General features: G+C 43.8%; 26 protein-coding genes. 17 read left to right on the top strand and 9 right to left on the bottom strand.

Features of this window, described 5'->3' with window-relative positions:
• Positions 1-26: 26 nt before the first annotated feature.
• Positions 27-2,018: a glycoside hydrolase family 31 protein gene (locus tag LIZ66_RS12135; RefSeq protein ID WP_227200861.1), complete on the top strand. Its 1,992-nt coding sequence runs from the start codon at positions 27-29 to the stop codon at positions 2,016-2,018.
• Positions 2,019-2,117: 99 nt separating this feature from the next.
• Here LIZ66_RS12135 and phnE read toward each other — a convergent pair whose 3' ends face one another.
• The 8 genes from phnE to LIZ66_RS12095 all read right to left on the bottom strand — a co-directional run bounded on the left by phnE (position 2,118) and on the right by LIZ66_RS12095 (position 10,601).
• Entirely contained in the window at positions 2,118-3,668 is a 1,551-nt protein-coding gene (gene phnE / locus LIZ66_RS12130; protein ID WP_227200862.1) for a phosphonate ABC transporter, permease protein PhnE, read from the bottom strand.
• Complete coding sequence (gene phnC / locus LIZ66_RS12125) at positions 3,661-4,440, bottom strand: phosphonate ABC transporter ATP-binding protein (RefSeq protein ID WP_227200863.1); 780 nt, start codon at positions 4,438-4,440, stop codon at positions 3,661-3,663. The genes phnE and phnC overlap by 8 nt, the downstream gene beginning before the upstream one ends.
• 93 nt (positions 4,441-4,533) lie before the next feature.
• Positions 4,534-5,565 carry a phosphate/phosphite/phosphonate ABC transporter substrate-binding protein gene (locus tag LIZ66_RS12120; RefSeq protein ID WP_227200864.1) on the bottom strand — a complete coding sequence of 344 codons (1,032 nt, stop codon included), beginning with the start codon at positions 5,563-5,565 and terminating at the stop codon, positions 4,534-4,536.
• A 746-nt stretch (positions 5,566-6,311) separates the two neighbouring features.
• A complete protein-coding gene (locus LIZ66_RS12115; protein WP_148461650.1) occupies positions 6,312-7,598 on the bottom strand; it encodes an O-acetylhomoserine aminocarboxypropyltransferase/cysteine synthase family protein in 1,287 nt (428 codons plus the stop codon).
• A gap of 304 nt (positions 7,599-7,902) precedes the next feature.
• The gene (locus LIZ66_RS12110; RefSeq protein WP_227200865.1) at positions 7,903-8,514 is read right to left on the bottom strand and encodes a stage V sporulation protein AA; all 612 of its coding nucleotides are present in this window, start codon (positions 8,512-8,514) and stop codon (positions 7,903-7,905) included.
• A gap of 55 nt (positions 8,515-8,569) precedes the next feature.
• Entirely contained in the window at positions 8,570-8,926 is a 357-nt protein-coding gene (locus LIZ66_RS12105) for a SpoVA/SpoVAEb family sporulation membrane protein (RefSeq protein ID WP_118581240.1), read from the bottom strand.
• A gap of 113 nt (positions 8,927-9,039) precedes the next feature.
• Positions 9,040-10,134: a stage V sporulation protein AD gene (locus tag LIZ66_RS12100; protein WP_227200866.1), complete on the bottom strand. Its 1,095-nt coding sequence runs from the start codon at positions 10,132-10,134 to the stop codon at positions 9,040-9,042.
• Positions 10,131-10,601 carry a SpoVA/SpoVAEb family sporulation membrane protein gene (locus tag LIZ66_RS12095; protein WP_204453735.1) on the bottom strand — a complete coding sequence of 157 codons (471 nt, stop codon included), beginning with the start codon at positions 10,599-10,601 and terminating at the stop codon, positions 10,131-10,133. The genes LIZ66_RS12100 and LIZ66_RS12095 overlap by 4 nt, the downstream gene beginning before the upstream one ends.
• A 221-nt stretch (positions 10,602-10,822) precedes the next feature.
• Here LIZ66_RS12095 and LIZ66_RS12090 point away from each other — a divergent pair, with 221 nt between their 5' ends.
• Complete coding sequence (locus LIZ66_RS12090; RefSeq protein WP_227200867.1) at positions 10,823-11,827, top strand: AraC family transcriptional regulator; 1,005 nt, start codon at positions 10,823-10,825, stop codon at positions 11,825-11,827.
• A gap of 31 nt (positions 11,828-11,858) precedes the next feature.
• Here LIZ66_RS12090 and LIZ66_RS12085 read toward each other — a convergent pair whose 3' ends face one another.
• The gene (locus LIZ66_RS12085; protein WP_148461645.1) at positions 11,859-12,278 is read right to left on the bottom strand and encodes a stage V sporulation protein AB; all 420 of its coding nucleotides are present in this window, start codon (positions 12,276-12,278) and stop codon (positions 11,859-11,861) included.
• A gap of 229 nt (positions 12,279-12,507) precedes the next feature.
• Between LIZ66_RS12085 and murB the strand changes: the two genes are divergently transcribed.
• From murB to rpmC, 15 genes are all read left to right on the top strand, one after another.
• Positions 12,508-13,419 carry a UDP-N-acetylmuramate dehydrogenase gene (murB, locus tag LIZ66_RS12080; RefSeq protein WP_148461644.1) on the top strand — a complete coding sequence of 304 codons (912 nt, stop codon included), beginning with the start codon at positions 12,508-12,510 and terminating at the stop codon, positions 13,417-13,419.
• A gap of 114 nt (positions 13,420-13,533) precedes the next feature.
• Positions 13,534-14,412 (top strand): RNase adapter RapZ, encoded by an 879-nt coding sequence (gene rapZ / locus LIZ66_RS12075; protein WP_118581226.1) that lies wholly within the window; start codon positions 13,534-13,536, stop codon positions 14,410-14,412.
• 17 nt (positions 14,413-14,429) lie between these two features.
• Positions 14,430-15,389, top strand: coding sequence for a DNA-binding protein WhiA (gene whiA / locus LIZ66_RS12070; protein WP_148461643.1), 960 nt, complete (start codon positions 14,430-14,432; stop codon positions 15,387-15,389).
• Positions 15,386-15,640, top strand: a complete 255-nt coding sequence (locus LIZ66_RS12065) for an HPr family phosphocarrier protein (protein WP_118581220.1) — start codon at positions 15,386-15,388, stop codon at positions 15,638-15,640. Before whiA ends, LIZ66_RS12065 begins: the two co-directional genes overlap by 4 nt.
• A 31-nt stretch (positions 15,641-15,671) precedes the next feature.
• Complete coding sequence (locus LIZ66_RS12060; protein ID WP_173771787.1) at positions 15,672-16,739, top strand: hypothetical protein; 1,068 nt, start codon at positions 15,672-15,674, stop codon at positions 16,737-16,739.
• Positions 16,740-17,308: 569 nt separating this feature from the next.
• The gene (gene rpsJ / locus LIZ66_RS12055) at positions 17,309-17,626 is read left to right on the top strand and encodes a 30S ribosomal protein S10 (RefSeq protein WP_117852518.1); all 318 of its coding nucleotides are present in this window, start codon (positions 17,309-17,311) and stop codon (positions 17,624-17,626) included.
• An 80-nt stretch (positions 17,627-17,706) separates the two neighbouring features.
• A complete protein-coding gene (gene rplC, locus LIZ66_RS12050; protein WP_117852520.1) occupies positions 17,707-18,339 on the top strand; it encodes a 50S ribosomal protein L3 in 633 nt (210 codons plus the stop codon).
• 21 nt (positions 18,340-18,360) lie between these two features.
• On the top strand, positions 18,361-18,981 hold the full coding sequence (gene rplD, locus LIZ66_RS12045; RefSeq protein WP_118581214.1) for a 50S ribosomal protein L4: 621 nt from the start codon (positions 18,361-18,363) through the stop codon (positions 18,979-18,981).
• A complete protein-coding gene (gene rplW, locus LIZ66_RS12040; protein ID WP_117852524.1) occupies positions 18,981-19,280 on the top strand; it encodes a 50S ribosomal protein L23 in 300 nt (99 codons plus the stop codon). The genes rplD and rplW overlap by 1 nt, the downstream gene beginning before the upstream one ends.
• Positions 19,281-19,475: 195 nt before the next feature.
• Complete coding sequence (rplB, locus tag LIZ66_RS12035) at positions 19,476-20,321, top strand: 50S ribosomal protein L2 (protein WP_118581211.1); 846 nt, start codon at positions 19,476-19,478, stop codon at positions 20,319-20,321.
• Positions 20,322-20,336: 15 nt separating this feature from the next.
• The gene (gene rpsS, locus LIZ66_RS12030; RefSeq protein ID WP_015526921.1) at positions 20,337-20,618 is read left to right on the top strand and encodes a 30S ribosomal protein S19; all 282 of its coding nucleotides are present in this window, start codon (positions 20,337-20,339) and stop codon (positions 20,616-20,618) included.
• 97 nt (positions 20,619-20,715) lie between these two features.
• On the top strand, positions 20,716-21,105 hold the full coding sequence (gene rplV, locus LIZ66_RS12025; RefSeq protein ID WP_117852663.1) for a 50S ribosomal protein L22: 390 nt from the start codon (positions 20,716-20,718) through the stop codon (positions 21,103-21,105).
• A gap of 11 nt (positions 21,106-21,116) precedes the next feature.
• Positions 21,117-21,773: a 30S ribosomal protein S3 gene (gene rpsC, locus LIZ66_RS12020; RefSeq protein ID WP_117852529.1), complete on the top strand. Its 657-nt coding sequence runs from the start codon at positions 21,117-21,119 to the stop codon at positions 21,771-21,773.
• A complete protein-coding gene (rplP, locus tag LIZ66_RS12015) occupies positions 21,773-22,210 on the top strand; it encodes a 50S ribosomal protein L16 (RefSeq protein WP_117852531.1) in 438 nt (145 codons plus the stop codon). The genes rpsC and rplP overlap by 1 nt, the downstream gene beginning before the upstream one ends.
• Complete coding sequence (rpmC, locus tag LIZ66_RS12010) at positions 22,200-22,409, top strand: 50S ribosomal protein L29 (protein ID WP_118581208.1); 210 nt, start codon at positions 22,200-22,202, stop codon at positions 22,407-22,409. Before rplP ends, rpmC begins: the two co-directional genes overlap by 11 nt.
• The last annotated feature ends 14 nt before the right edge of the window (positions 22,410-22,423 follow it).

The raw sequence follows: 22,423 nt of genomic DNA, 5'->3' as shown, positions 1-22,423 counted from the left end.
TTTTTTGAAAGACGAGGAAGATTGTTATGATCAGAAAATACAGATACGGAGCTCCTTTTGATACGGAGGCAGTAACAGAGAAGATTGAAACAGCGAATGGCGCTTTTCCTTATGGAAAAATCAGCCTGGAAAAGGGCTTTGATTTTACATATGTGATGGATGAGGATGATATTGTTTATGGACTTGGGGAAGCCAACCGCGGCATCAATAAAAGAGGATACTGCTATATCAGCAATTGTACCGATGATCCAAACCATACGGAAGACAAGCGTTCTTTGTATGGTGCCCACAACTTTATCATTGTAAGCGGAAAGACAACATTTGGACTGTTTTTCGACTACCCTTCTGAACTGACCTTTGATATTGGATATACCAGAATGGACACCCTGAAAGTGACATGCGCAGATGCAGATCTGAATGTGTATGTGATTGAAGGTGAATCTGCCTATGATATTGTAAAGCAGTTTCGCCATGTGATCGGACGCAGCTATATTCCCCCGAAATTTGCATTTGGTTTCGGACAGAGCAGATGGGGATATACCACCAAGGAGGATTTTCGCAAGGTGGCAGCCGGCTATCGTGAGAATCACATCCCTTTGGATATGATCTACATGGACATCGATTATATGGATTCCTATAAGGACTTTACTTTGAATCCGGAGAATTTCCCTGATTTCCCGGATTTTGTAAAAGAGATGAAAGACCAGGAGCTACGCCTGATCCCTATTATTGATGCTGGTGTAAAAGTGGAAAGCGGCTATGAGGTTTACGAGGAAGGTGTGGAAAAAAGATACTTCTGCCAGCGGGAGGATGGAAGTGATTTCGTGGCAGCCGTATGGCCGGGGGATACTCATTTCCCGGATTTTCTGAACAAGGATGCCAGAAAGTGGTTTGGAGACAAATACAGCTTCCTTATTAGCCAGGGGATTGAAGGCTTCTGGAACGATATGAATGAGCCTGCTATTTTCTATTCCTCAGAGGGAATGGAAGAGGCGAAGAAACTTGCCGGAGAGTTTTCCCAGGATAAAGAAGGTAAGATCCACATTTGGAAAATGCAGGGCGAGCTAAACGGACTCGCAAACAACCCAGAAGATTACCGCAGATTTTATCATAATGTGGATGGCAAAAAGATCCGTCACGACAAGGTACATAACCTGTTTGGCTACAATATGACAAGAGCAGCAGGCGAAGCATTCGACCGCATTGATCCGGAGAAGCGTTTCCTGATGTTTTCCCGTTCCTCCTATATTGGAATGCACCGTTACGGCGGAATCTGGATGGGAGACAATAAATCCTGGTGGTCACACATTCTTCTGAACCTGAAAATGCTGCCGTCTTTGAATATGTGCGGATTCCTTTACACAGGAGCAGATCTTGGCGGATTTGGTGCGGATGCAACAAGAGACCTGGTGCTTCGCCATATGGCACTTGGGGTATTTACTCCGCTTATGCGTAACCATTCCGCAATCGGAACAAGAGAGCAAGAGTGCTATCAGTTTGAGAATGTTGAGGATTTCCGAAATGTGGTAAATACGAGATACCGCCTTGTTCCGTATCTGTACAGCGAATACATGAAGGCCGTTTTAAACGATGATATGTATTTCAAACCACTTGGCTTTGTTTATCCGGATGATAAGATGGCAATCCGGGTGGAAGACCAGCTGATCCTTGGAAATGAGATTATGATCGCACCGGTTTACGAGCAGAACGCAAGAGGGCGTTATGTTTACCTTCCGGAAGAAATGAAGTTTGTGAAATTTCTGACAGACGGAAGTATTTCTGAGGAGATTCTGGAAAAGGGCGTTCATTATGTGGAGGTTGCCTTAAATGAAGTGCCTCTGTTTATCCGTAGTGGTAAGTGTATTCCGGTTGCAGAGGCTGCGGAGTGTGTGAAGGATATTGATACTTCCAAACTCACTATGCTGGGATATGAAGGCAGCAGTTATACTTTGTACGAGGATGATGGCGTGCATAAGGAGTACGATAAGGCTGAGAATTATAGAAAATTAGAAAAATAACAGAATGAAAAGATCCCTTGAAAGTCTTTGGAAATTTCACGACGAGGTTTAAAAGATTTTTTAAACAGGATCCAGAAGACAGAAAATCGGAGCTGGCCATCAATTTCCAGCTCCGATTTTTTCAGATACCATATCGATAAACCACACCAACAGAATCAATCCCAGCATGATTGCACCAGCTTTTTCCCAGGCATATTGATTCATGGAAAAAATAAGGGGCGCTCCGATTCCGCCTGCGCCTACCAGACCGAGAACGGAAGCTTCACGGATGTTTACATCAAACCGGTAGAGGATGATAGAGGTGAAAACAGGCTTCAGCTGCGGCAGGACACTGTGGCAGATGGCGGGAAGAGGACGGACCCCCATGGCCAGCAGCGCATGATAGGGACGAAGGTCCAGGGCATCTAGTGCTTCTGTAAATCTTTTGGTGAGAAGTCCGATACTGCATACGGCCAATGTCAGCACTCCTGTGAAAGCTCCTGGCCCGGATACCCGGATGAAAATCAGTCCATACACCAGAAAAGGCACCGAACGGATTACCATGATCACCAGGTTAAAAAGAAAGGACACAGGAGCAGGTACGAAACGTTTGGTATTTAGAAAAGCCAGCGGTGCAGATACAATGGCTCCGATTACCGTTCCAATAAAAGCAATGCACACTGTTTCCAGTAAAAGATACCCAAGCCCATCTTTTTCAGCCGAGAAAAAGAAGCTCCAGTCTGGCTGCAGAAAGCCAGCAAACATATTTCGCAAAGTCTGTGGACTGGTTCTGGAAAAATCTGGCAGGGAAAGGGTAAACGTGCAGATCAGAAACAGGGCAGCCAGAAACAGAAGCAGCAGTCTGGCCTGCTCTTTTTTTATTGTGCGCTCTTTTCGTATCAAGGCGGTCAGATACCGACTGAAATATTCAATCACACACACTGTTAGAAACAGCATCAGCAGAATGGTCCCCACTTTGTCATACTCCAACCAGGAAATCTTCTCATTGAGAAGCAGTCCGATACCGCCAGCTCCCACATATCCTAAAATGGAGCTGTGCCGTACATTGGTTTCCAACAGGTAAAGTGCATTGGTGAGAAAGCCAGGAATGATCTCTGGTAGAATTCCATGGATATAAGCCACATACTTTGAAACACCCATAGCCCGAAGTGCCTGGTAAGCTTTTACATCGGCGGCACTTGCATCCTCGTAGGTAAGTTTTGTCATAATGGCAAAGGTGTACAAGGTAATGGCAAAAGTACCTGCAAAGGTTCCAAGCCCGAAAAGAAAGGTAGCAGTAAGCGCCAGAATCAAGGCTGGAAAAGAACGGAGAATCTGGATTACAATTCTAAGTATCCGTCGTATTACAGCTGGAAATCCTAAGTTTGCAGCGCCAAAAGGCGAGAGTACAAGGGCAAAAAAGGTGCCAAGTACCGTTCCGGTAACAGACATCTGAATGGTGTAAAAAAGTGGCAGCAGGATCTTCTGAATATAGGAAAAATCTGGCGGGATCATATCCACGACCAGGTCAGTGAGGTGGCTCCTTCGTTTCCAGAAAGTCATGGGATCACAGCCTGTGAAATTTGCTGCAAGGAAAAATAAAATCAGGAAAGAAACTGGAACAGCAAATTTTGCCACAATGGAATTTTTGCTTGTTTTGTTATCATTCATAAGCGACACCTCGCTTATTCTCTATCTGAGTATCATTTTTGTTATAAATTTGTGTAGTGATAGAATCAGTCAGATCAGCAGTCTTACCGTCAAATACAACCTTGCCATCTTTCAGACCAATAAGTCGGTCAGAGAACTCCTGGGAGAATTCCAGATTATGGCTGTTCATTAAAATGGTGACACCATCAGTCTCATGAATACTCTTCAGCAACCCTAGAATCTGTCTCCCGATAACTGGATCAAGAGACGCCACCGGTTCATCTGCCAGCAGGATTGCCGGGTGCCGCATAAGTGCTCTTGCAATTGCCACCCTTTGCTTTTGTCCGCCAGACAGATTCTTAATCGGTTCCTCTGCCTTTTCCAGAAGTCCAACCCGATCCAGCAGTTTCAGAGCTTCTTCTTTACGTGTTTTTCCATAAAGTCCAAACACGCCCTGAAAAAAGCCCATATCAGGAAGTCCGGCAGTCAGCACATTCTTCAGACAGGTAGAATTCTCCACCAGACAAAAGTCCTGATAAATGGTTGCGATGGATTTTTGCAGTTCACGTTTTTTCCTTCCTTTTAGAGAATCAAAGCGCTTATCATCCAGAAGCACCTGTCCGCCAGTGCACTCCATCATTCCATTGAGAATGCGAAAGAGCGTTGTCTTCCCCGCCCCCGAAGGCCCGATCACCGAGACAAACTCTCCCTGCGAGACGCGGAAATCCACATCTATCAGGGCTTTTGTGCCATTATGAAATTCTTTTGCGATATGCTGAATCTGTAAATTCATAGATAAAATTGACCTCGTTTAAAACTACTGCCGAGGCAAATAACCTGCCCCGGCAGTTTAAAATGTTTTGTAACTATTCAGAAAAGTTGAAGTCTATTCCATAGACTTCAGCAGCTCCTGCGCCTCTCGTTCGCCATCGTAATTGGAGTCATCGCCCCATTCATATCCAACCTGGCTGAACACGCTGATAATATCTTTTCCCTCGTCCGTATTCGCAATCTCAATAAAGGAATCTCCCAGCGCCTGGCGGAAATCTTCATCCTGCATAACTTCAGAAGTTTTGCTGTAGGCAATCATATCATTGTAAATCTTATCTGTAACTCCGATCACACCAGTCTGATTTACCATATCATCTGTACCTCCGAAGGTCTCTTTCCATTCCGGTGCGTATTTGGTACGGATGTGGCCATAAGAAACCATCACATCAGCCTGTCCGGAAGCCAGACGTGCAAGAGAGGTTGTATAAGAATCAGATTCTACCGCATTTGCCAGATTACTGATTCCCTTTCCATATTTTTCGTTCAGCCATAAGCTTGGATAAATATAACCGGAAGCTGAAGTTGGTCCCATAACAGCCCAGGTAGCATCGTTCAGATCATCCCAGGTAAGCTCTTCGCCGTTATTTACCTTTTCCAGTAAAGCCTGTCCCTTTTCGCTTGGACCTGCCAGAATAATAGAACGGTAATAGGTAGACATCTCATCGGTGTTTTCTTCGATTGTACCATCATTCCAATCTTTCGGATCATCAGAATCTTTGTTGATTCCATAGCGAAGGGCGGTAAGAAGAACGTCACAGTCATCAGAGAAAAGTACGTAATTTCCGCCGGAAATAAATCCGATATCTGCGCTTCCTGCACTTAAAGCTTGGCCAACAGCGGTGTAGCTTGTACCTACTGTCATGTCCACGTTCTCCACGTCATACCCCTTGGTGAGCAATGTTTCCTTCAGTAAATCTTCCAGCGGCTCGGTAGCAGTGGTGATAGTGTCGGAATCCGCGTATGGGGAAAATGCAATCTTCAGAGAATCAATCGTCTTAGTGTCCTCTGCAAAAACAGTGACAGCGCTCCCTGCGGTAAGTCCCAGGCATAATGCCATGGAAAGTGCGGATACAATGTGTTTCTTCATAGTGAAATACCTCCATGCTTTTGTTTGATCATATAATGTGTTACTGCGCATTTGAAATGTTACGCAAAGCGAATCGCTGCGAATAAAATGGGCAGTAACTTTATTTCTGCTGGAAGTCGGTTACAACGAGAAAATTGCCCAATTTCTTACTATAGAATGTTTGAAAAAATTTTTCTGCAAAGCTGGGAATAGAGATTACAGCAATGGACTCTCAAATATGCCATGGTGAGAAGGGCTCATTATTCATGTAAATAAAAATACATGCCTCCCAGCATGTATCGAAAATGACTTTCGAGCAGATGCTGACAATCCACCTGCAAAAAAACAGGTGAACAGGTTTCGGTCGATCCTAACGGGATCCTCTCAACCCGGACCTACGGGCTCCCTCGCAATCTGGTTTTCGTCATCACAAATTCTGACCGCAGCACAAGGGCGCTCCCCCTGGCACTGCATTCCGTTAACCGGATAAATTGTATCATACCTGTTCTGGAATTACAATAAAAAATTCTGGTATAGCATTTGTAAAAATGGAGATGTTATTGCTTATTCGAAGTTCAATAATATGGAAAAAAAACATGGCAGTTCTCCATCGAAAATAATTGACGTGATATATGCTTTAGTGAGGGAAAGAAAAATCCCCGTAACAGATCAAATTTAAGGTCTGTTATGGGGATTTATGTGTAGGAATAGTTATAAAAAAGTGTAAAACTCTATAATTTCAATCCGTTATTGTGGAAAGCATGCAATTATTTAATTGCATCCAGCGCATTGGAAATATCCGCGATCAGATCTTCTTTATCCTCAAGACCAAGGCTGATACGGATCAGCTCTGCCGGTACGCCAGCTTCAATGAGCTGCTCGTCTGTCATCTGTCTGTGGGTAGAGGTGGCAGGGTTCAGGCAGCAGGTTCTTGCATCTGCTACGTGAGTCTCAATTGCGCCAAGCTTTAAGTTCTGCATAAAAGTGGAAGCTGCTTCACGGCCGCCCTTCAGACCGAAGGAAACAACACCGCAGCCGCCGTTTGGCAGATATTTCTTCGCTCTGTCATAGTATTTATTAGATGGAAGTCCAGGGTAATTTACGTAAGCTACCTTCGGATGGCTTTCCAGAAATTCTGCTACAGCCTGTCCATTCTCCACATGCTTCGGCATGCGTACATGCAAGGACTCCAGTCCAAGATTCAGGATGAAAGCACTGTTCGGGGACTGCATGGAACCGAAATCACGCATAAGCTGAGCGGTACATTTCGTGATGAATGCGCCTTCTTTTCCAAATTTCTCAGCATATGTAATTCCGTGATAGCTTTCATCTGGGGTGCAAAGTCCCGGATATCGGTCTTTGTGCGCCATCCAGTCAAAGTGACCGCCATCAATTATAGCACCGCCTAATGCTGCACCATGTCCATCCATGTATTTGGTGGTGGAGTGAGTAACAATGTCAGCACCCCATTCGATGGGGCGGCAGTTTACTGGTGTAGGGAAGGTGTTATCGACTACAAGGGGAACCCCATGTTCGTGAGCAACTTTTGCAAAAAGTTCAATATCCAGGACGGTAAGTGCCGGATTCGCAATGGTTTCGCCGAACATAACTTTGGTATTTGGCTTGAAAGCTGCGTTTAATTCTTCTTCAGTAGCATCTGGGGAAACGAAGGTTGCGGTGATACCCATTTTGGCCATGGTAACAGAGATCAAGTTGAAGGTTCCGCCATAAATGGAAGAAGAAGCCACAATGTGGTCTCCGCACTCACAGATATTGAACAGAGCCATGAAATTGGCTGCCTGTCCGGAAGAAGTGAGCATAGCTGCAGTTCCACCCTCCATTGCAGCAATCTTGGCTGCAACATGGTCGCAGGTAGGATTCTGAAGGCGGGAGTAGAAATACCCCTCAGCTTCAAGGTCGAAAAGTTTTCCCATATCCTCGCTGGTATCGTATTTAAAAGTAGTTGACTGAATAATCGGGATCTGTCTTGGTTCACCATTGCCAGGTTTATATCCAGCCTGAACACATTTTGTTCCCATTCTGTAATTGTTCATGATGTGCCTCCTCATCTGGTAAAATAAGCTCCCTGTGGAGAAGTGTTCACAGAGAGCGTTCACATAAAGATATAGTATCATTTTTTTGTAAAAATAGCAACGGCTTGATGCAAATTGTGACGTACATCCTGCAGAACGGGTTACTGTTCACTCCGTTCACAGTAACGCGCTTCGCGATGCACAGAAATCAAGCATTCGCATGATTTCGCGCCGCACTTCTCGGGTTTTCTGTGAACTTTGTTCACAAAAAACATCTCGCGGAACGTTACCAGTGAACAGTAACAGAACGGGTTACTGTGAGCGGTCACTTCTTATTTCGCGAAATATCTTCAATGATCGTGGTATTTATGTCATCTTCATACAGACGCATCTGCACTTGCATAGGTGTGGGATCGTTGGTGAGTTTCATTCTACCGAAGTGGTTGAAGAAGAATAGGACACCAAGACCGATACCGAGAGAGTAGGAGATTTCCAGAACAGTATTGCCGGTTGTGGGCTGTCCGGTGACTTGGGTGTAGATCTGCTCAAATAGAGCGGGGATGTCTACGTCATTGTTAAAGGTCATAATGGAAAAGCCTGCACCGAAAAAGGTGGCGAGGCAGACAAATATGACTTTGCACCATCTTATAACAATATTGACAGTTCCTTCCTTCTGATAGGTGATGATGAAGTTTGGTTCGCCAATATGCGTAATATCAAGATCAGGCTCTTTGAACTGGATATCATTTATAAGATCCATAACAGAAATCACATACCGGCCTGTCTTGTCCGGATTCAGGTTTGCTACCGGGAGAACCCTTAGGTGATTTAAAATTTTGGAATTGGTGCAGGATAGCTTGGCAATGTCCTGAAGATAGACATGGGGGTGATGAACCTCCACGTTTTCTTCGGTTTGGATGTATAGTGTGTCACTCATGAAATTCACTCCCATTGTAAAAAATGTTGGTTTCAGGCAAGGATAAAGTACGTTGTTATTCTTTCATTTTCGGTTTAAAAAACCAGCTTGCCAGATAAGAAAAAATCAGGGCTGCAGAGACACCAGCTGCGCAGGCGGTGAAGCCTCCTGTGAAAAGCCCGATGACACCATCTGTGTCGATGGCTTCTTTCAGACCTTTCCATAGTGTATTCCCGAAACCAAGTAATGGCACAGCAGCACCGGCACCGGCGAAATCAATCAGAGGCTGATAAATGCCTATGGCGCCAAGAATAGAGCCGGTGCATACAAGAAGAACCATGACACGTCCAGGCATAAGTTTGGTTTTATCAAGTAAAATCTGGACAAGGGCGCAGATCAGGCCACCTACCCAGAATGCATTAAAATAGTCCATGAAATCATCTCCTCATAGATACAGAAAAAGATAGTTGGTAGAGACAGATTATAATTAATACAGTACGGCTTATAGGACTGCAATTATACAGGAAGTACGCACAATTATTTAGTTTACTGCTTTTGATCTTTTTTTGAAACATGCTCTAATACTACAGCATGTGCAATCCCCGGAATGGAATCTCCCTCATTAAAACTTGTTTTGGAAAGCAATGCTCCTGTAGGAACAAAGAGCACCTTTTTCCAGGTACCTTTTGCCAGTTCCGGCAGAATATAGGCAGCCAGCACAGATGCACTGCATCCACAACCACTTCCACCAGAATGAGTATCCTGTGTTTCACCATCAAAGATTAAAAGTCCACAGTCCTGATAAATGGACTCTATATCATATCCTTTTTCTTTTAACAGATCCAGCAGGATCCGTTTTCCAACAGCTCCCAGGTCTCCGGTGAAAATTGCATCATAATCATCAGGTGTTCGGCCAAAGTCACAAAAATTCCGGTAAATGGTATCGCAGGCGGCAGGTGCCATGCATCCACCCATGTTCAGAGAATCCTTAAGTCCAAAGTCAATCAGCCTTCCAGTGGTAAGTCCTGTTATTTGGACACAACCTTCTTCCAAAATAAGCGACTCAGTCTTTTCCGGAATTTTCGGAACAGGCAAAGTTCCGGAGAGAATACAGGCACCGCTCCCGGTAACCGTCCACGTGGCTGAGAGAGGACGCTGGTTTCCGTAAGCCAGAGGAAAGCGGAATTCTTTTTCTGCACTGGCAAAATGGCTGGAAGTGGCGCAGAGAATATGTTCTCCGTATCCGGCTGCGACAGACATGGCGCCAAGAGAGAGGGATTCCCCTATAGTGGAGCATGCACCGAAGAGTCCGTAAAATGGGATTCCCATTCCGGCAATTCCAAAGGAAGAGGCGGTAGTCTGAGCCAGTAGATCACCTGCGAAGGTCATGCGGATATCCCTGGGAGTAAGCCCGGCTTTTCCAAGGGCTAATTCGGCAGCTTCTTTTTGCATGGTACTTTCCGCAGCTTCCCAGGTATCTTCTCCGAACATAGGCTCTTCGCAGACCAGATCAAATTTGCTCCCAAGAGGTCCTTCCCCTTCCTTTTTTCCAACTACAGAGGCACAGCTTACAATGTAAACCGGATTCTGAAAGTTCATACTGGCAGAACCGGTAAGTCTGGCTGGTGTCTGTGGATTCATGAAATCACCTCCATTATTTTCAGAAGATAGTAGATCACTCCGGCAATCCAGGAACTCATGATTCCGTAAAGGATTACAGGACCTGCAATGGTGAAAATCTTGCAGCCGATTCCAAAGACCTGACCCTCCGTTTTATATTCAATGGCAGGGGCAGCTACGGAATTAGCAAAACCGGTGATTGGAACCAGACTTCCCGCTCCGCCAAATTTTCCAATCTTTGGATAAATATTAAATCCGGTAAGAATAACACTGATAAAAACCAGGGTAACAGAACACCAGGTACCGGCCATATCCTGGTCTAATCCTCTGGATTTTGCGAAATTTGTTATAATCTGCCCAACGACACAGATTACACCGCCTGTGAGAAAAGCCTTTGCCATGTTCATGGGAAGACTGTGGGTAGGGGTGATCTGTTTTACATAATCGGCATATTGTTTCTGCTTTTCTTTTGGTATGGAACTGTTCATAAATGCCTCCTGTAGCTATGATGAATGGAATTGCTTGCTTAGAGTCCAGCAACCTTTTGGTTTCTATTATTATGTGAAAAAATATGTAAAATATACTTTCTTTTTAGCTGAATTTATACTATCATGATAGTATTGTTATAGTTATTACGGAAGATGATGCTATTGCTCATAAACAGAATAACAGTAGCCTCATATTATAAACCGAAGAAGAGAGGTACCTTATGGGAAAATATTTTATAGGGAAGGGAGTACAGCTCCTTACAGAGGAAACTGAGAATAAGATCAGAATCTATAAGCTGGGACTGCTTCAGCCGGAATTTGGACATATGCCATGCATCAGTGGGAATGCATTTACTTTTTTATTGGCAGAAGAAGGAGAAATACAGTGTCAGATAAATCAGGAGAAAGTAGATCTGGAAGCTGGAGAGGCTTTATTTATCAATGCAGGACAGTCCTATCGTCTGGTCAGAAGTGAGAAGGAAAGCAGCAGTTTTTATATAATTGAGGTGGCTGGAGAGTATCTGGCAGCTGGAGATGAGAGCCTTCAGAATAAATATATTTCACCGGTTGCAGAAGCAGAATCCTTTGCTTATTGCAGGTTTATGCCGTCAGCGGAGGAAGATACAGATGAAGACATTCTTCTTCAGGCACTTCTCGCCGCTGCGCAGACAGCAGAAGGCAGGGATACAGCTTATGAACTGGATATGAAGAGCTGGCTGTTCACTGCATGGGGAAGCCTTTATAAGAAATTTGCCCAGCCGCGTCAGGAATGTAAGAATGCAGTGATCAGAGAACGGGTGAAACTGAATCGTATGACAGGATATCTTACTGAGCATTGTAACGAGAAACTGACTCTTTCTGCTATGGCAGAAGCATGCCAGGTGAGCACTGGTGATTTTTGCCGTTTCTTTAAGAAACATATGGAGATGACTCCATTCGAATATTTGCAGAAATGCAGAATCTGGAACAGTATGGATGCAGTTCTGGAGAAGACTGCTTCCATGGGAGATATTGCAGTGGAAAATGGTTTTGCAGGAGCAAGCTATTTTTCAGAGACTTTCCGAAAAGAGATGGGCTGTTCTCCTGCAGATTATCGGAAATGGTACCGTGGCCTGTCAGATGAATGTCCGATAATCACCGGAGAAAATAAAGAAGAAAGCGCCAAGGTGTCAAAGAAGGATAAAAAAGGAAAGTCTGGTAAAAACGTTCCTTCTTATTTATTATAGAAAATTAGCTGCGTCGATTTTTTTACGCAATTCAGGGAAAACACCGTTTATAAAAATAATACAAAGATCCCAAAGCTTTTCCGAAGGCCACCGCGATCACGACCCATCGGATTCCATTGGTCAGTTTGATCCTTCTGGAAAAGATGGGGAAAACATCTGCCATCTCAGCAAGTGCCATGATCCATCCGCCCAGAAAGATACCGGAAAAAAGTCCATAAAGGAGCAGAGCAAAGGTTCCGCCTGGAATGTGCCAGCCATAGAGGAAAAAAAGGTTGCCACATACAATGCCAAGAAGCGTAATATCTTCATATAACAATATATGTTTTCCTGTATGAGTGATACCGGCATAGCGGGGAACGATGGAAAGACCGATAAGCAGGCCAACTACACCGCCTGCGATGATGATTCCAGAGCAGAAGCCAACTATGGATAGAAAAACTTGCTGGAGCATGGGTGAATTCTCCTTTCACGAAACGGACCTGTCGCTGAGAAAAGTTTGTTGTTTTGCAACTATCATAACAACATTTAGTATGGAAAGAATCTTAGAAAATATGCGTTTTTTCTGTACATTTGTGAAGTTAAATAGTATAATAAAACGATGCGGCAATGGAAAGAATAGGATTGGCGCAGATATTATTTGATAGAAAAGTTGAGTATAGAAAGATAGAGGATGTAAATCTGTGAATGTGAATTTAAAACAGAGGTTCCAGGAAATTCTGGAAGATAACCGGATACTGGAAGCGGAGCTTATGAGCAGGCATACTACATTCCGAATTGGCGGTCCGGCAGATTTCTTTCTGGTACCGGAGAATGCTGACGAGATTAGGAGAATCATAGCAGTTTGTAAGGAAAAAAATGTTCCATATTTTATTCTTGGAAATGGAAGCAATCTTCTTGTAAGCGACAAGGGCTATCAGGGAGTGGTAGTGCAGCTGTATAGAAACTTTGGACAGATCAGAGTTGAAGACAGCCGGATCCATGCCCAGGCAGGAGCTCTTTTATCTGGAATTGCTGCAGCTGCAAGAGAGGCATCGCTGACTGGCTTTGAGTTTGCAGGGGGAATTCCGGGAACCTTAGGCGGCGCTGTGGTGATGAATGCAGGAGCGTATGGCGGAGAAATGAAGGATGTTCTGAAAGAAGTCACGGTTCTTACTCCAGAGGGCGGAGTCCTGACCTTGCAGGCAGATGAACTTCACATGGGTTATCGAACCAGTGTGATAAAAGAAGCTGGCTATATTGTTCTGGAAGCTGTCATTTCTCTTGAAAAAGGTGATCAGGAGGAGATTCGCAGCCGTATGCAGGAGCTGGCAGGGATGCGAACCAGCAAGCAGCCGCTTTCTTATCCAAGTGCAGGAAGCACTTTCAAACGGCCAGAGGGCTATTTTGCAGGTAAACTGATCATGGACAGCGGATTGCGAGGCTATCAGGTAGGCGGTGCCCAGGTTTCCGAGAAACATTGCGGTTTCGTGATCAATACAGGAAATGCCACAGCGAAAGATGTTACTACATTGATGTCTGACGTTCAAAGAATTGTTCTGGAGAAATTTGGTGTGAAGCTTGAACCTGAGGTGAAGTTTCTGGGAGAATTCTAGATCCATAAAGAGTCCTTTGGAATGGACTTAAGACACATAAGAGGCAGATGAGTTCAATTTGCGTTACAGGTTAGGTTATGAACATTAAACATTCTGCCCGGCAGGAGATAAATTATGCGATTTGTAATTGTTACAGGCGTTTCCGGTGCTGGAAAATCCACAGTGCTGAAAATGCTGGAGGATGCCCACTATTTTTGTGTGGACAATCTTCCTATTCCATTGGTGGAGAAATTTGCTTCCCTGATGCTGGAAGTACATGAAGAAGGAGTCCAGAATGCGGCTCTTGGTATTGATGCCAGAAGCGGTCACTCTCTGGAAGAACTGGCACAGGTTCTGGATCATATGAAAGAAGCTGGATATGATTTTGAGATTCTTTTTATGGATGCAGAAGATTCCGTGCTGGTAAAGCGTTATAAGGAAACCAGACGCAGCCATCCGCTTGCCAGTAACGGCAGGGTAGATGACGGAATCCGTCTGGAACGCCAGAAAATGGATTTTCTTCGTAAGAGAGCTGATTATATTATTGATACCAGTCACCTTCTTACAAGGGAGCTGCGCCAGGAAATTGAGAAGATTTTTGTAAATAATGAAAAATTCTGTAATATGATGGTCACGGTTCTGTCTTTTGGATTTAAGTATGGAATTCCGGCAGATGCAGACCTGGTATTCGATGTGCGTTTTCTTCCGAATCCATATTATGAGGATGAATTACGTCCCCTTACCGGTATGGATGAGAGCGTGTTTAATTATGTGATGGATAATGAGACCGCAAGGATTTTTGCAAATAAACTGGAAGATATGGTGGAGTTCCTGATTCCTAAGTATGCACAGGAGGGTAAAACAAGCCTTGTAATTGCAGTTGGCTGCACAGGGGGCAAGCACCGTTCCGTTACCATTGCAAGAGAGTTGTATAGCCGGATCGCCAGAAATGGTGAATACGGTTTTCGATTGGAGCACAGAGATGTGGATAAAGATCGCCTATTGAAAAAATAGAAAGAGGAGATCGATGAATGTCTTTTTCAGGGATGGTGAAAGAAGAACTTTCCAGGCATATCGGCTCCGGAAGACACTGCAGGATTGCGGAACTGGCTGCAATCTTTACTTTCTGCGGCAGCCTGGAGGCTGGAACTGATGGGAAAAAATCCCTGCGTATCCAGACAGAAAATGAGGCACTTTCAAGAAAAGGCTTTACATTATTGCAAAAAACATTTAATATAGAGACAGATGTATCAAATTCCCGGATTGACTGTTTCAGAAAGGGAAATCTTTATTGTATTTCCATTATTGATCAGGTTTTGGTAAAGGAAATACTGGATTCTGCCAAGCTGGAATTTTCGGGAGTGAGCGGAGGAATGCCACTTGTATCCAATTCTATTGTATATCAGAGGGATTGCTGCAAAAGGGCGTTTGTACGCGGTGCTTTTCTCTCGGCAGGTTCGATCAGTGATCCGCAGAAGGGATATCATTTCGAAATTGTATGTCCCAGCCGGGAGATCAGCGGGCAGCTACAGGAAATTATTCACAGCTTTCATATAGATGCCAAGATTGTTCTGCGTAAGAAGTCTTATGTACTCTATGTGAAGGAAGGCGCACAGATTGTAGACATGCTTGCTATTATGGAAGCAAATGTAGCTCTTATGGATCTGGAAAATATCCGTATCCTGAAAGAGATGCGCAATTCTGTGAATCGGAAGGTAAACTGTGAGACTGCTAATATAAATAAGACGGTTAATGCAGCAGTGAAGCAGATCGAGGATATCAGACTTCTTGAGGAAAAGGTGGGCCTGGAGAGTTTGAATGAAGGACTTGAGGAGATCGCCAGATTGCGGCTGCAGTATCCGGAAGCAACACTTAAAGAACTAGGATTGATGTTGAACCCACAGGTTGGAAAGTCTGGAGTAAATCACCGGCTTCGTAAATTAAGCCTGCTTGCAGATGACCTGAGGGAAAACAAGGAGGAGTTATTATGATTAAAAAACCAATCACCATTCACCTGTCCACAGGGCTTGAAGCCAGACCCGTTGCACAGCTGGTACAGGTGGCAAGTCAGTTCAACAGTGAAATTTATGTAGAAGTAGGCAAGAAGAAAGTAAATGCCAAGAGTATTATGGGTATGATGACACTGGGACTTGACGCCGGTGAGGAGATTACACTTTCTGCTAATGGTGAAGATGAAGAAGCTGCGATGAGCAGTATTGAACAGTATCTGAGCAACCAGTAAAGGCTGCCGTAAAAAGTGAGGATGGTTACCAATGTCTAAGTTTTTAAAATTTATAGTACATTTTGTTGTAATATGTACCATACTTTGTGTGGTTGCATTAGCGGTTCCTCCATTCTTTGGAGTGACGACTGAAATCAGAGACGACTCCACAGTCAAGTCAAATCTGGCAATGGGATCTGTTACATATGCAATTCCGGTTAAAACCGAGGAAGCAGCTCTGGGTACACCGATCCTTGTAAATGATGAGAATGCAGTGTATCGCTATACACTGGCCAGCGCTGATGTCACAAATGGTACAGGTACTGCTATGGATCCAACTGTTTCTCAGGGACAGCCGATTAATGTGGCAATTGGAAGCTACCTTCCGAAAATTGTTGTAACAATTCCGTTTATCGGATATCTGATGGCAGCTACCAAGAGTATTGAGGGGCTGATTGTTCTGGGACTTACCGTTCTGTTTCTGATTATTCTTTATGTAATCGCAGAACTCTGGAAAAAAGATCTGGATGATTATGACGACTATCCGGAGGATACAGAACCAGGATATGTGAAGAGCCGTAAAGAGCTGAAGAAAGAAGAAAAGCGTAAAGAGCGTGAGTACCGTGATGAAGAGCGTGAGATCAAAGCACAGGGCAAGCGCAGCAAGAAAGAGAAGCGTAAGATCCGTACCGGTGGCTTTGTGGATGAAATCGATGAAGATGATTTTGATGTAGAGGAAGAGGAAGCGCCACAAAGAGCTGTACAGAGTGCTACAAGTGAAGCACATGAACTTCTGAAGAAAGAAGTAGCAGCAGCTACTGCAAAAGACTCCAAACCAGTCAGGAAGTCTGCTAAGCCTGCAACACAGACTAAGAAGGCAGCACTGAAGAAGAAAGCAGCTCCGGAGATTCATGAGGAAGAAGAGGATAAACCAGTTGAGATCAAGAAACTGGCAATCCCAAGATATTCACCGGCGCAGCTTGCTGCGAAAGCAAAGAAAGAAGGAGATGCTCCTGACATTGTGAAGGATGAGATAACAAAGGTTACTTTGTTTGATTATTCTGATATCTTTGCTGACGAAGATGAGGACGAAGATGAATACTATGATGATGAAGATTGATTCATTATTATAATAGGAAAGAAGAGGCATTCGATGATGATGCCTCTTCTCTTTTTTTATTAAGGAAAAGACAATGACTTCGCGAGGCTTTAGAACCACTGTATTAAATAATGAAAGCTGATTGACAGTTGCCAGCAGGAGTATAACGGACAACTATTAGAAGCACTATATAATAGGAAGAAAGAAAAAAACTGGAATATACACACTCACATCTTGCAGAAAGCCTTTTTCAGATACACCCTAGATTGTATTTAAAATAATACAAAAAAACATCTGGATTTTTTGAAAAAAACACTTGCAATTTTTAAAACCTTTGTGTATACTAATAACTGCTGTGACATGATAGCAATGAAGCGCGAGGTTGCCGCCGAGTAAGGCGGGTTTTCCGTGGAGCGAATGTCAAGTTAGGAAACTGACGACAAGTCACTGTACAAGTTCAATAGCCATCTTGGGATGGGACGTGTGAAAGAATGTCCGTAGCAGGAAGATGTTTTAGGACACACACGGAGATGTGTACAGTCGCCGCTTGTCGTACTGATAGTGAGTACGAATAGGAGGAGACTTTTTTTATGGCAAATCAGGTAATGAGAATCACATTAAAAGCTTACGATCATCAGTTAGTAGATGCATCTGCTGCAAAGATCATCGACACTGTTAAGAAGAATGGTGCAACAGTTAGCGGACCGGTTCCGCTTCCAACTAAGAAGGAAGTTGTTACAATCTTAAGAGCTGTTCACAAATATAAAGATTCCAGAGAACAGTTTGAGCAGAGAACACATAAGAGACTGATTGATATCATTGCTCCGACCCAGAAGACAGTTGATGCACTGTCCAGACTGGAAATGCCTGCTGGTGTTCATATCGACATCAAGATGAAGGCAAAATAATTAATCTTGTAAATGCATAAGCATTTAGCTATTTATTATATGATTACCCGAAAGGGCAATCCGCTATAGGAGGAAGAAAGATGAAGAAAGCTATTTTAGCTACCAAAGTCGGAATGACTCAGATCTTCAACGAAGATGGAATGTTAATTCCGGTAACCGTTTTACAGGCTGGTCCATGTGTCGTAACTCAGGTTAAAACAGATGAGAACGACGGATACACAGCAGTTCAGGTTGGCTTCGGCGACATCAGAGAGAAACTGGTGAACAAACCGGAAACAGGCCACTTTGCAAAAGCAGGCGTTGCAGTTAAGAGATTCGTTAAAGAATTCCGTTTTGAGAACGCTGCTGAATATGAGGTAGGACAGGAAATTAAAGCTGATATCTTTGCAGCTGGAGATCACATCGATGCAACAGCAGTTTCAAAAGGTAAAGGCTTCCAGGGCGCAATCAAGAGACATGGACAGTCCAGAGGACCTATGGCTCACGGCTCCAAATATCATCGTCATGCAGGTTCCAATGGTGCTTGTTCTGATCCGAGCAAGGTATTCAAAGGAAAACACATGCCAGGTCATATGGGAAGCGAGCAGGTAACTGTTCAGAATCTTGAGATCGTACGCGTAGATACAGAGAATAACTTACTGTTAGTTAAAGGTGCTGTTCCAGGACCTAAGAAATCCTTGGTTACAATCAAAGAGACAGTAAAGTCCTTATAATAAGAAAGGAGGAGCACACAAATGGCAAACGTAACTGTTTATAATATGGAAGGCAATGAAGTTGGAACAATGGAGCTGAACGATGCAGTATTCGGCGTTGAAGTCAATGAGCATCTTGTTCACCTTGCTGTTGTTCGTCAGCTTGCAAATAAACGCCAGGGTACTCAGAAAGCGAAAACTCGTTCTGAAGTAAGCGGTGGCGGAAGAAAACCTTGGAGACAGAAAGGAACCGGTCATGCTAGACAGGGATCCATCCGTGCTGCACAGTGGACAGGCGGCGGAATTATTTTCGCACCAACTCCAAGAGATTATGAAGTAAAAATGAACAAAAAAGAAAGAAGAGCAGCTCTTAAATCCGCTCTGACTTCCAAAGTTCAGGACAATAAATTCGTAGTTGTTGATAGCCTTGCACTTGCTGATGCAAAGACAAAAGAAATGCAGAAGGTTCTTACAAACCTGAAAGCAGAGAAAGCTCTTATTGTAACAGCACAGGAAGACAAGAACGTAATCCTTTCTGCAAGAAATATCGAGAACGTACAGACTGTAGCTGCTAACGGCATCAACGTATATGATGTTATGAGCCACGGTACTGTAGTAGTAACTAAAGACGCTGTAGCATCCATCGAGGAGGTATACGCATAATGGCAGATATTAAATATTACGACGTGATCAAAAGACCAGTGATCACTGAAAAATCCATGGCTGCTATGGGTGAGAAGAAATATACTTTCCTTGTTCATCCGGAAGCAAACAAAGCTCAGATCAAAGAAGCTGTTGAGAAAATGTTCGATGGAACAAAAGTTAAAAGCGTAAATACCATGAATCTTGATGGTAAGAAAAAACGCCGCGGAATGGTAGTTGGAAAAACTGCTAAATCCAAAAAAGCTATCGTAGCCCTTACAGAGGACAGCAAAGACATCGAGATCTTCGAGGGTCTTTAATTGATAGCTTGCGATTCGTACGAGTGCACCTCGGAAGCTTTGCTTCCTCGGTCGCGTTACACGCTTTCAAGTCTTCATAAGAATCCGGTCTTACATGCAAGCATGACGACCTGCTTCTTCTGAATCCTTGGCACTCTGAATATCGCGAATATACGCATTCAAAAGCGTGAGAACAAATTTGAAAGGAGAAAAGAAATGGGAATCAAAAGTTATAACCCATATACCCCGTCTAGAAGACATATGACTGGTTCCGACTTCTCTGAGATCACTAAAGCAACACCAGAGAAATCCCTTACCGTGTCTTTAAAGAAAAACGCTGGACGTAACAACCAGGGTAAGATCACTGTAAGACATCAGGGAGGCGGAAGCCGTAGAAAATATAGAATCATTGACTTCAAGAGAAGAAAAGATGGAATCCCGGCAGTAGTTAAATCTGTTGAGTATGATCCGAACAGAACAGCAAACATCGCACTTATCTGCTATGCAGATGGCGAGAAAGCATACATTCTTGCTCCGGAAGGACTTAAAGTTGGACAGAAAGTTATGAACGGACCGGAAGCTGAAATCCGTGTAGGTAACTGCTTACCGTTAGAGCTTATCCCGGTTGGTACTATGGTTCATAACATTGAGCTTCACCCAGGAAAGGGCGGACAGATGGTTCGTTCCGCTGGTAATGGTGCTCAGCTTATGGCTAAAGAAGGCAAATACGCTACACTTCGTCTCCCATCTGGTGAGATGAGAATGGTTCCGATCATCTGCCGTGCTACAGTTGGTATCATCGGAAATGGTGATCACAACCTGATCAACATCGGTAAAGCTGGCCGTAAGCGTCACATGGGAATCAGACCTACAGTTCGCGGTTCTGTTATGAACCCGAATGACCATCCACATGGTGGTGGAGAGGGCCGCGCTCCGGTTGGACGTCCAGGTCCGTGTACACCTTGGGGCAAACCTGCTCTTGGTCTGAAGACAAGAAAGAAAAACAAAGCGTCCAACAAGCTCATCGTAAGAAGACGCGATGGAAAAGCTTTAAGCAAATAATAAGGAGGATTAAGAATGTCTCGTTCACTGAAAAAAGGACCTTTTGCAGATCAGAGCTTACTTAAAAAAGTAGATGCATTAAACGCTGCAAATGATAAATCCGTAATCAAAACTTGGTCACGCCGTTCCACAATCTTCCCGTCTTTTGTTGGACATACAATCGCTGTCCATGACGGAAGAAAACATGTGCCGGTATATATTACTGAGGATATGGTTGGTCACAAACTTGGTGAGTTTGTTGCTACCAGAACCTACAGAGGACACGGAAAAGACGAAAAGAAATCCGGTGTTCGCTAGTTAGTACTTTTCACCAGGCTGCCTGATCGCAAGAAGCGGTTCGGGCAACCCAGGTGTTTACCTGAATATTGAATATGACGAAAGGAGGCACTTTAAAATGGCAAAAGGACATAGAAGCCAGATTAAGAGAGCCAGAAATGAGAATAATAGAGAGACAAGACCGTCTGCAAAATTATCTTATGCAAGAATTTCTGTTCAGAAAGCCTGCTACGTTTTAGATGCAATCCGTGGCAAAGATGTGCAGACAGCACTTGGTATCCTGACATACAACCCAAGATACGCTTCCAGCGTAATCAAAAAATTACTGGAATCAGCTATTGCTAACGCTGAGAACAATAATGGAATGAACGCAGACAATCTCGTCGTTGCAGCCTGCTATGCAAATAAAGGACCTACAATGAAGAGAATCCAGCCAAGAGCACAGGGTAGAGCTTACAGAATCGAGAAGAGAACAAGCCATATTACCATCGTGCTGGATGAGAAATAAGGAGGATAAACATGGGACAGAAAGTTAACCCACATGGCCTTAGAGTCGGTGTTATCAAGGATTGGGATTCAAGATGGTATGCAGAGAGCGATTTCGCAGACTATCTGGTAGAGGACTACAACATCAGAACATTCCTCAAAAAGAAATTATACAGCGCAGGTGTTTCCAAGATCGAGATCGAGAGAGCATCTGACAGAGTCAAAGTTATCATTTACACAGCTAAACCTGGTATCGTAATCGGTAAAGGCGGCGCTGAGATCGAGAAAGTTAAAGCTGAACTTGCTAAATACACAGACAAGAAGCTTATCGTTGATATCAAAGAAGTTAAGAGACCAGACAGAGACGCTCAGCTTGTTGCAGAGAACATCGCTCTTCAGCTGGAGAACCGTATCTCCTTCAGACGTGCTATGAAATCTACAATGCAGCGTACAATGAAATCTGGAGCAAAGGGAATCAAAACATCCGTATCCGGACGTCTTGGTGGAGCTGATATGGCTCGTACAGAGTTCTACAGCGATGGAACTATTCCGCTTCAGACACTTCGTGCAGACATCGATTATGGTTTCGCAGAAGCAGACACCACATATGGCAAAGTTGGTGTAAAGGCATGGATCTACAATGGTGAGATTCTTCCAACTAAAGGAACTAAGGAAGGGAGCGATAAATAATGTTAATGCCAAAAAGAGTTAAACGTCGTAAACAATTCCGTGGCTCCATGAGAGGAAAAGCCCTTAGAGGTAATCAGATCAATTATGGTGAATTCGGTCTTGTTGCTACCGAGCCTTGCTGGATCAGATCTAATCAGATCGAGGCAGCCCGTGTTGCTATGACCCGTTATATCAAACGTGGTGGTAAGGTTTGGATCAAGATTTTCCCAGATAAACCAGTAACAGCAAAACCAGCAGAAACTCGTATGGGTTCCGGAAAAGGTGCCCTGGAATACTGGGTAGCAGTTGTTAAACCAGGACGTGTTATGTTTGAGATCGCAGGCGTTTCTGAAGAAATCGCTCGTGAGGCATTACGTCTTGCAATGCACAAGTTACCATGTAAATGCAAAATAGTTTCTCGTGCAGAGTTAGAAGGCGGTGATAACAGTGAAAATTAATAAATTCGTAGAAGATTTACAGGCAAAATCAGCTGCAGAATTAAACGAAGAATTAGTAGCTGCTAAGAAAGAACTTTTCAATCTGAGATTTCAGAATGCAACCAATCAATTAGACAATACAGGACGAATCAAAGAGGTTCGCAGAAATATTGCCAGAATCCAGACAGTGATCACTGCGAAAGCTAACGCTTCCAAATAGTGAATTTAGGAGGA

It is taken from the genome of Blautia faecis (assembly GCF_020554845.1).
GTDB lineage: Bacteria > Bacillota > Clostridia > Lachnospirales > Lachnospiraceae > Blautia_A > Blautia_A faecis.
Note: the sequence above shows the minus strand (reverse complement) of the source record. Positions and strands in the feature narration are given on the sequence as shown.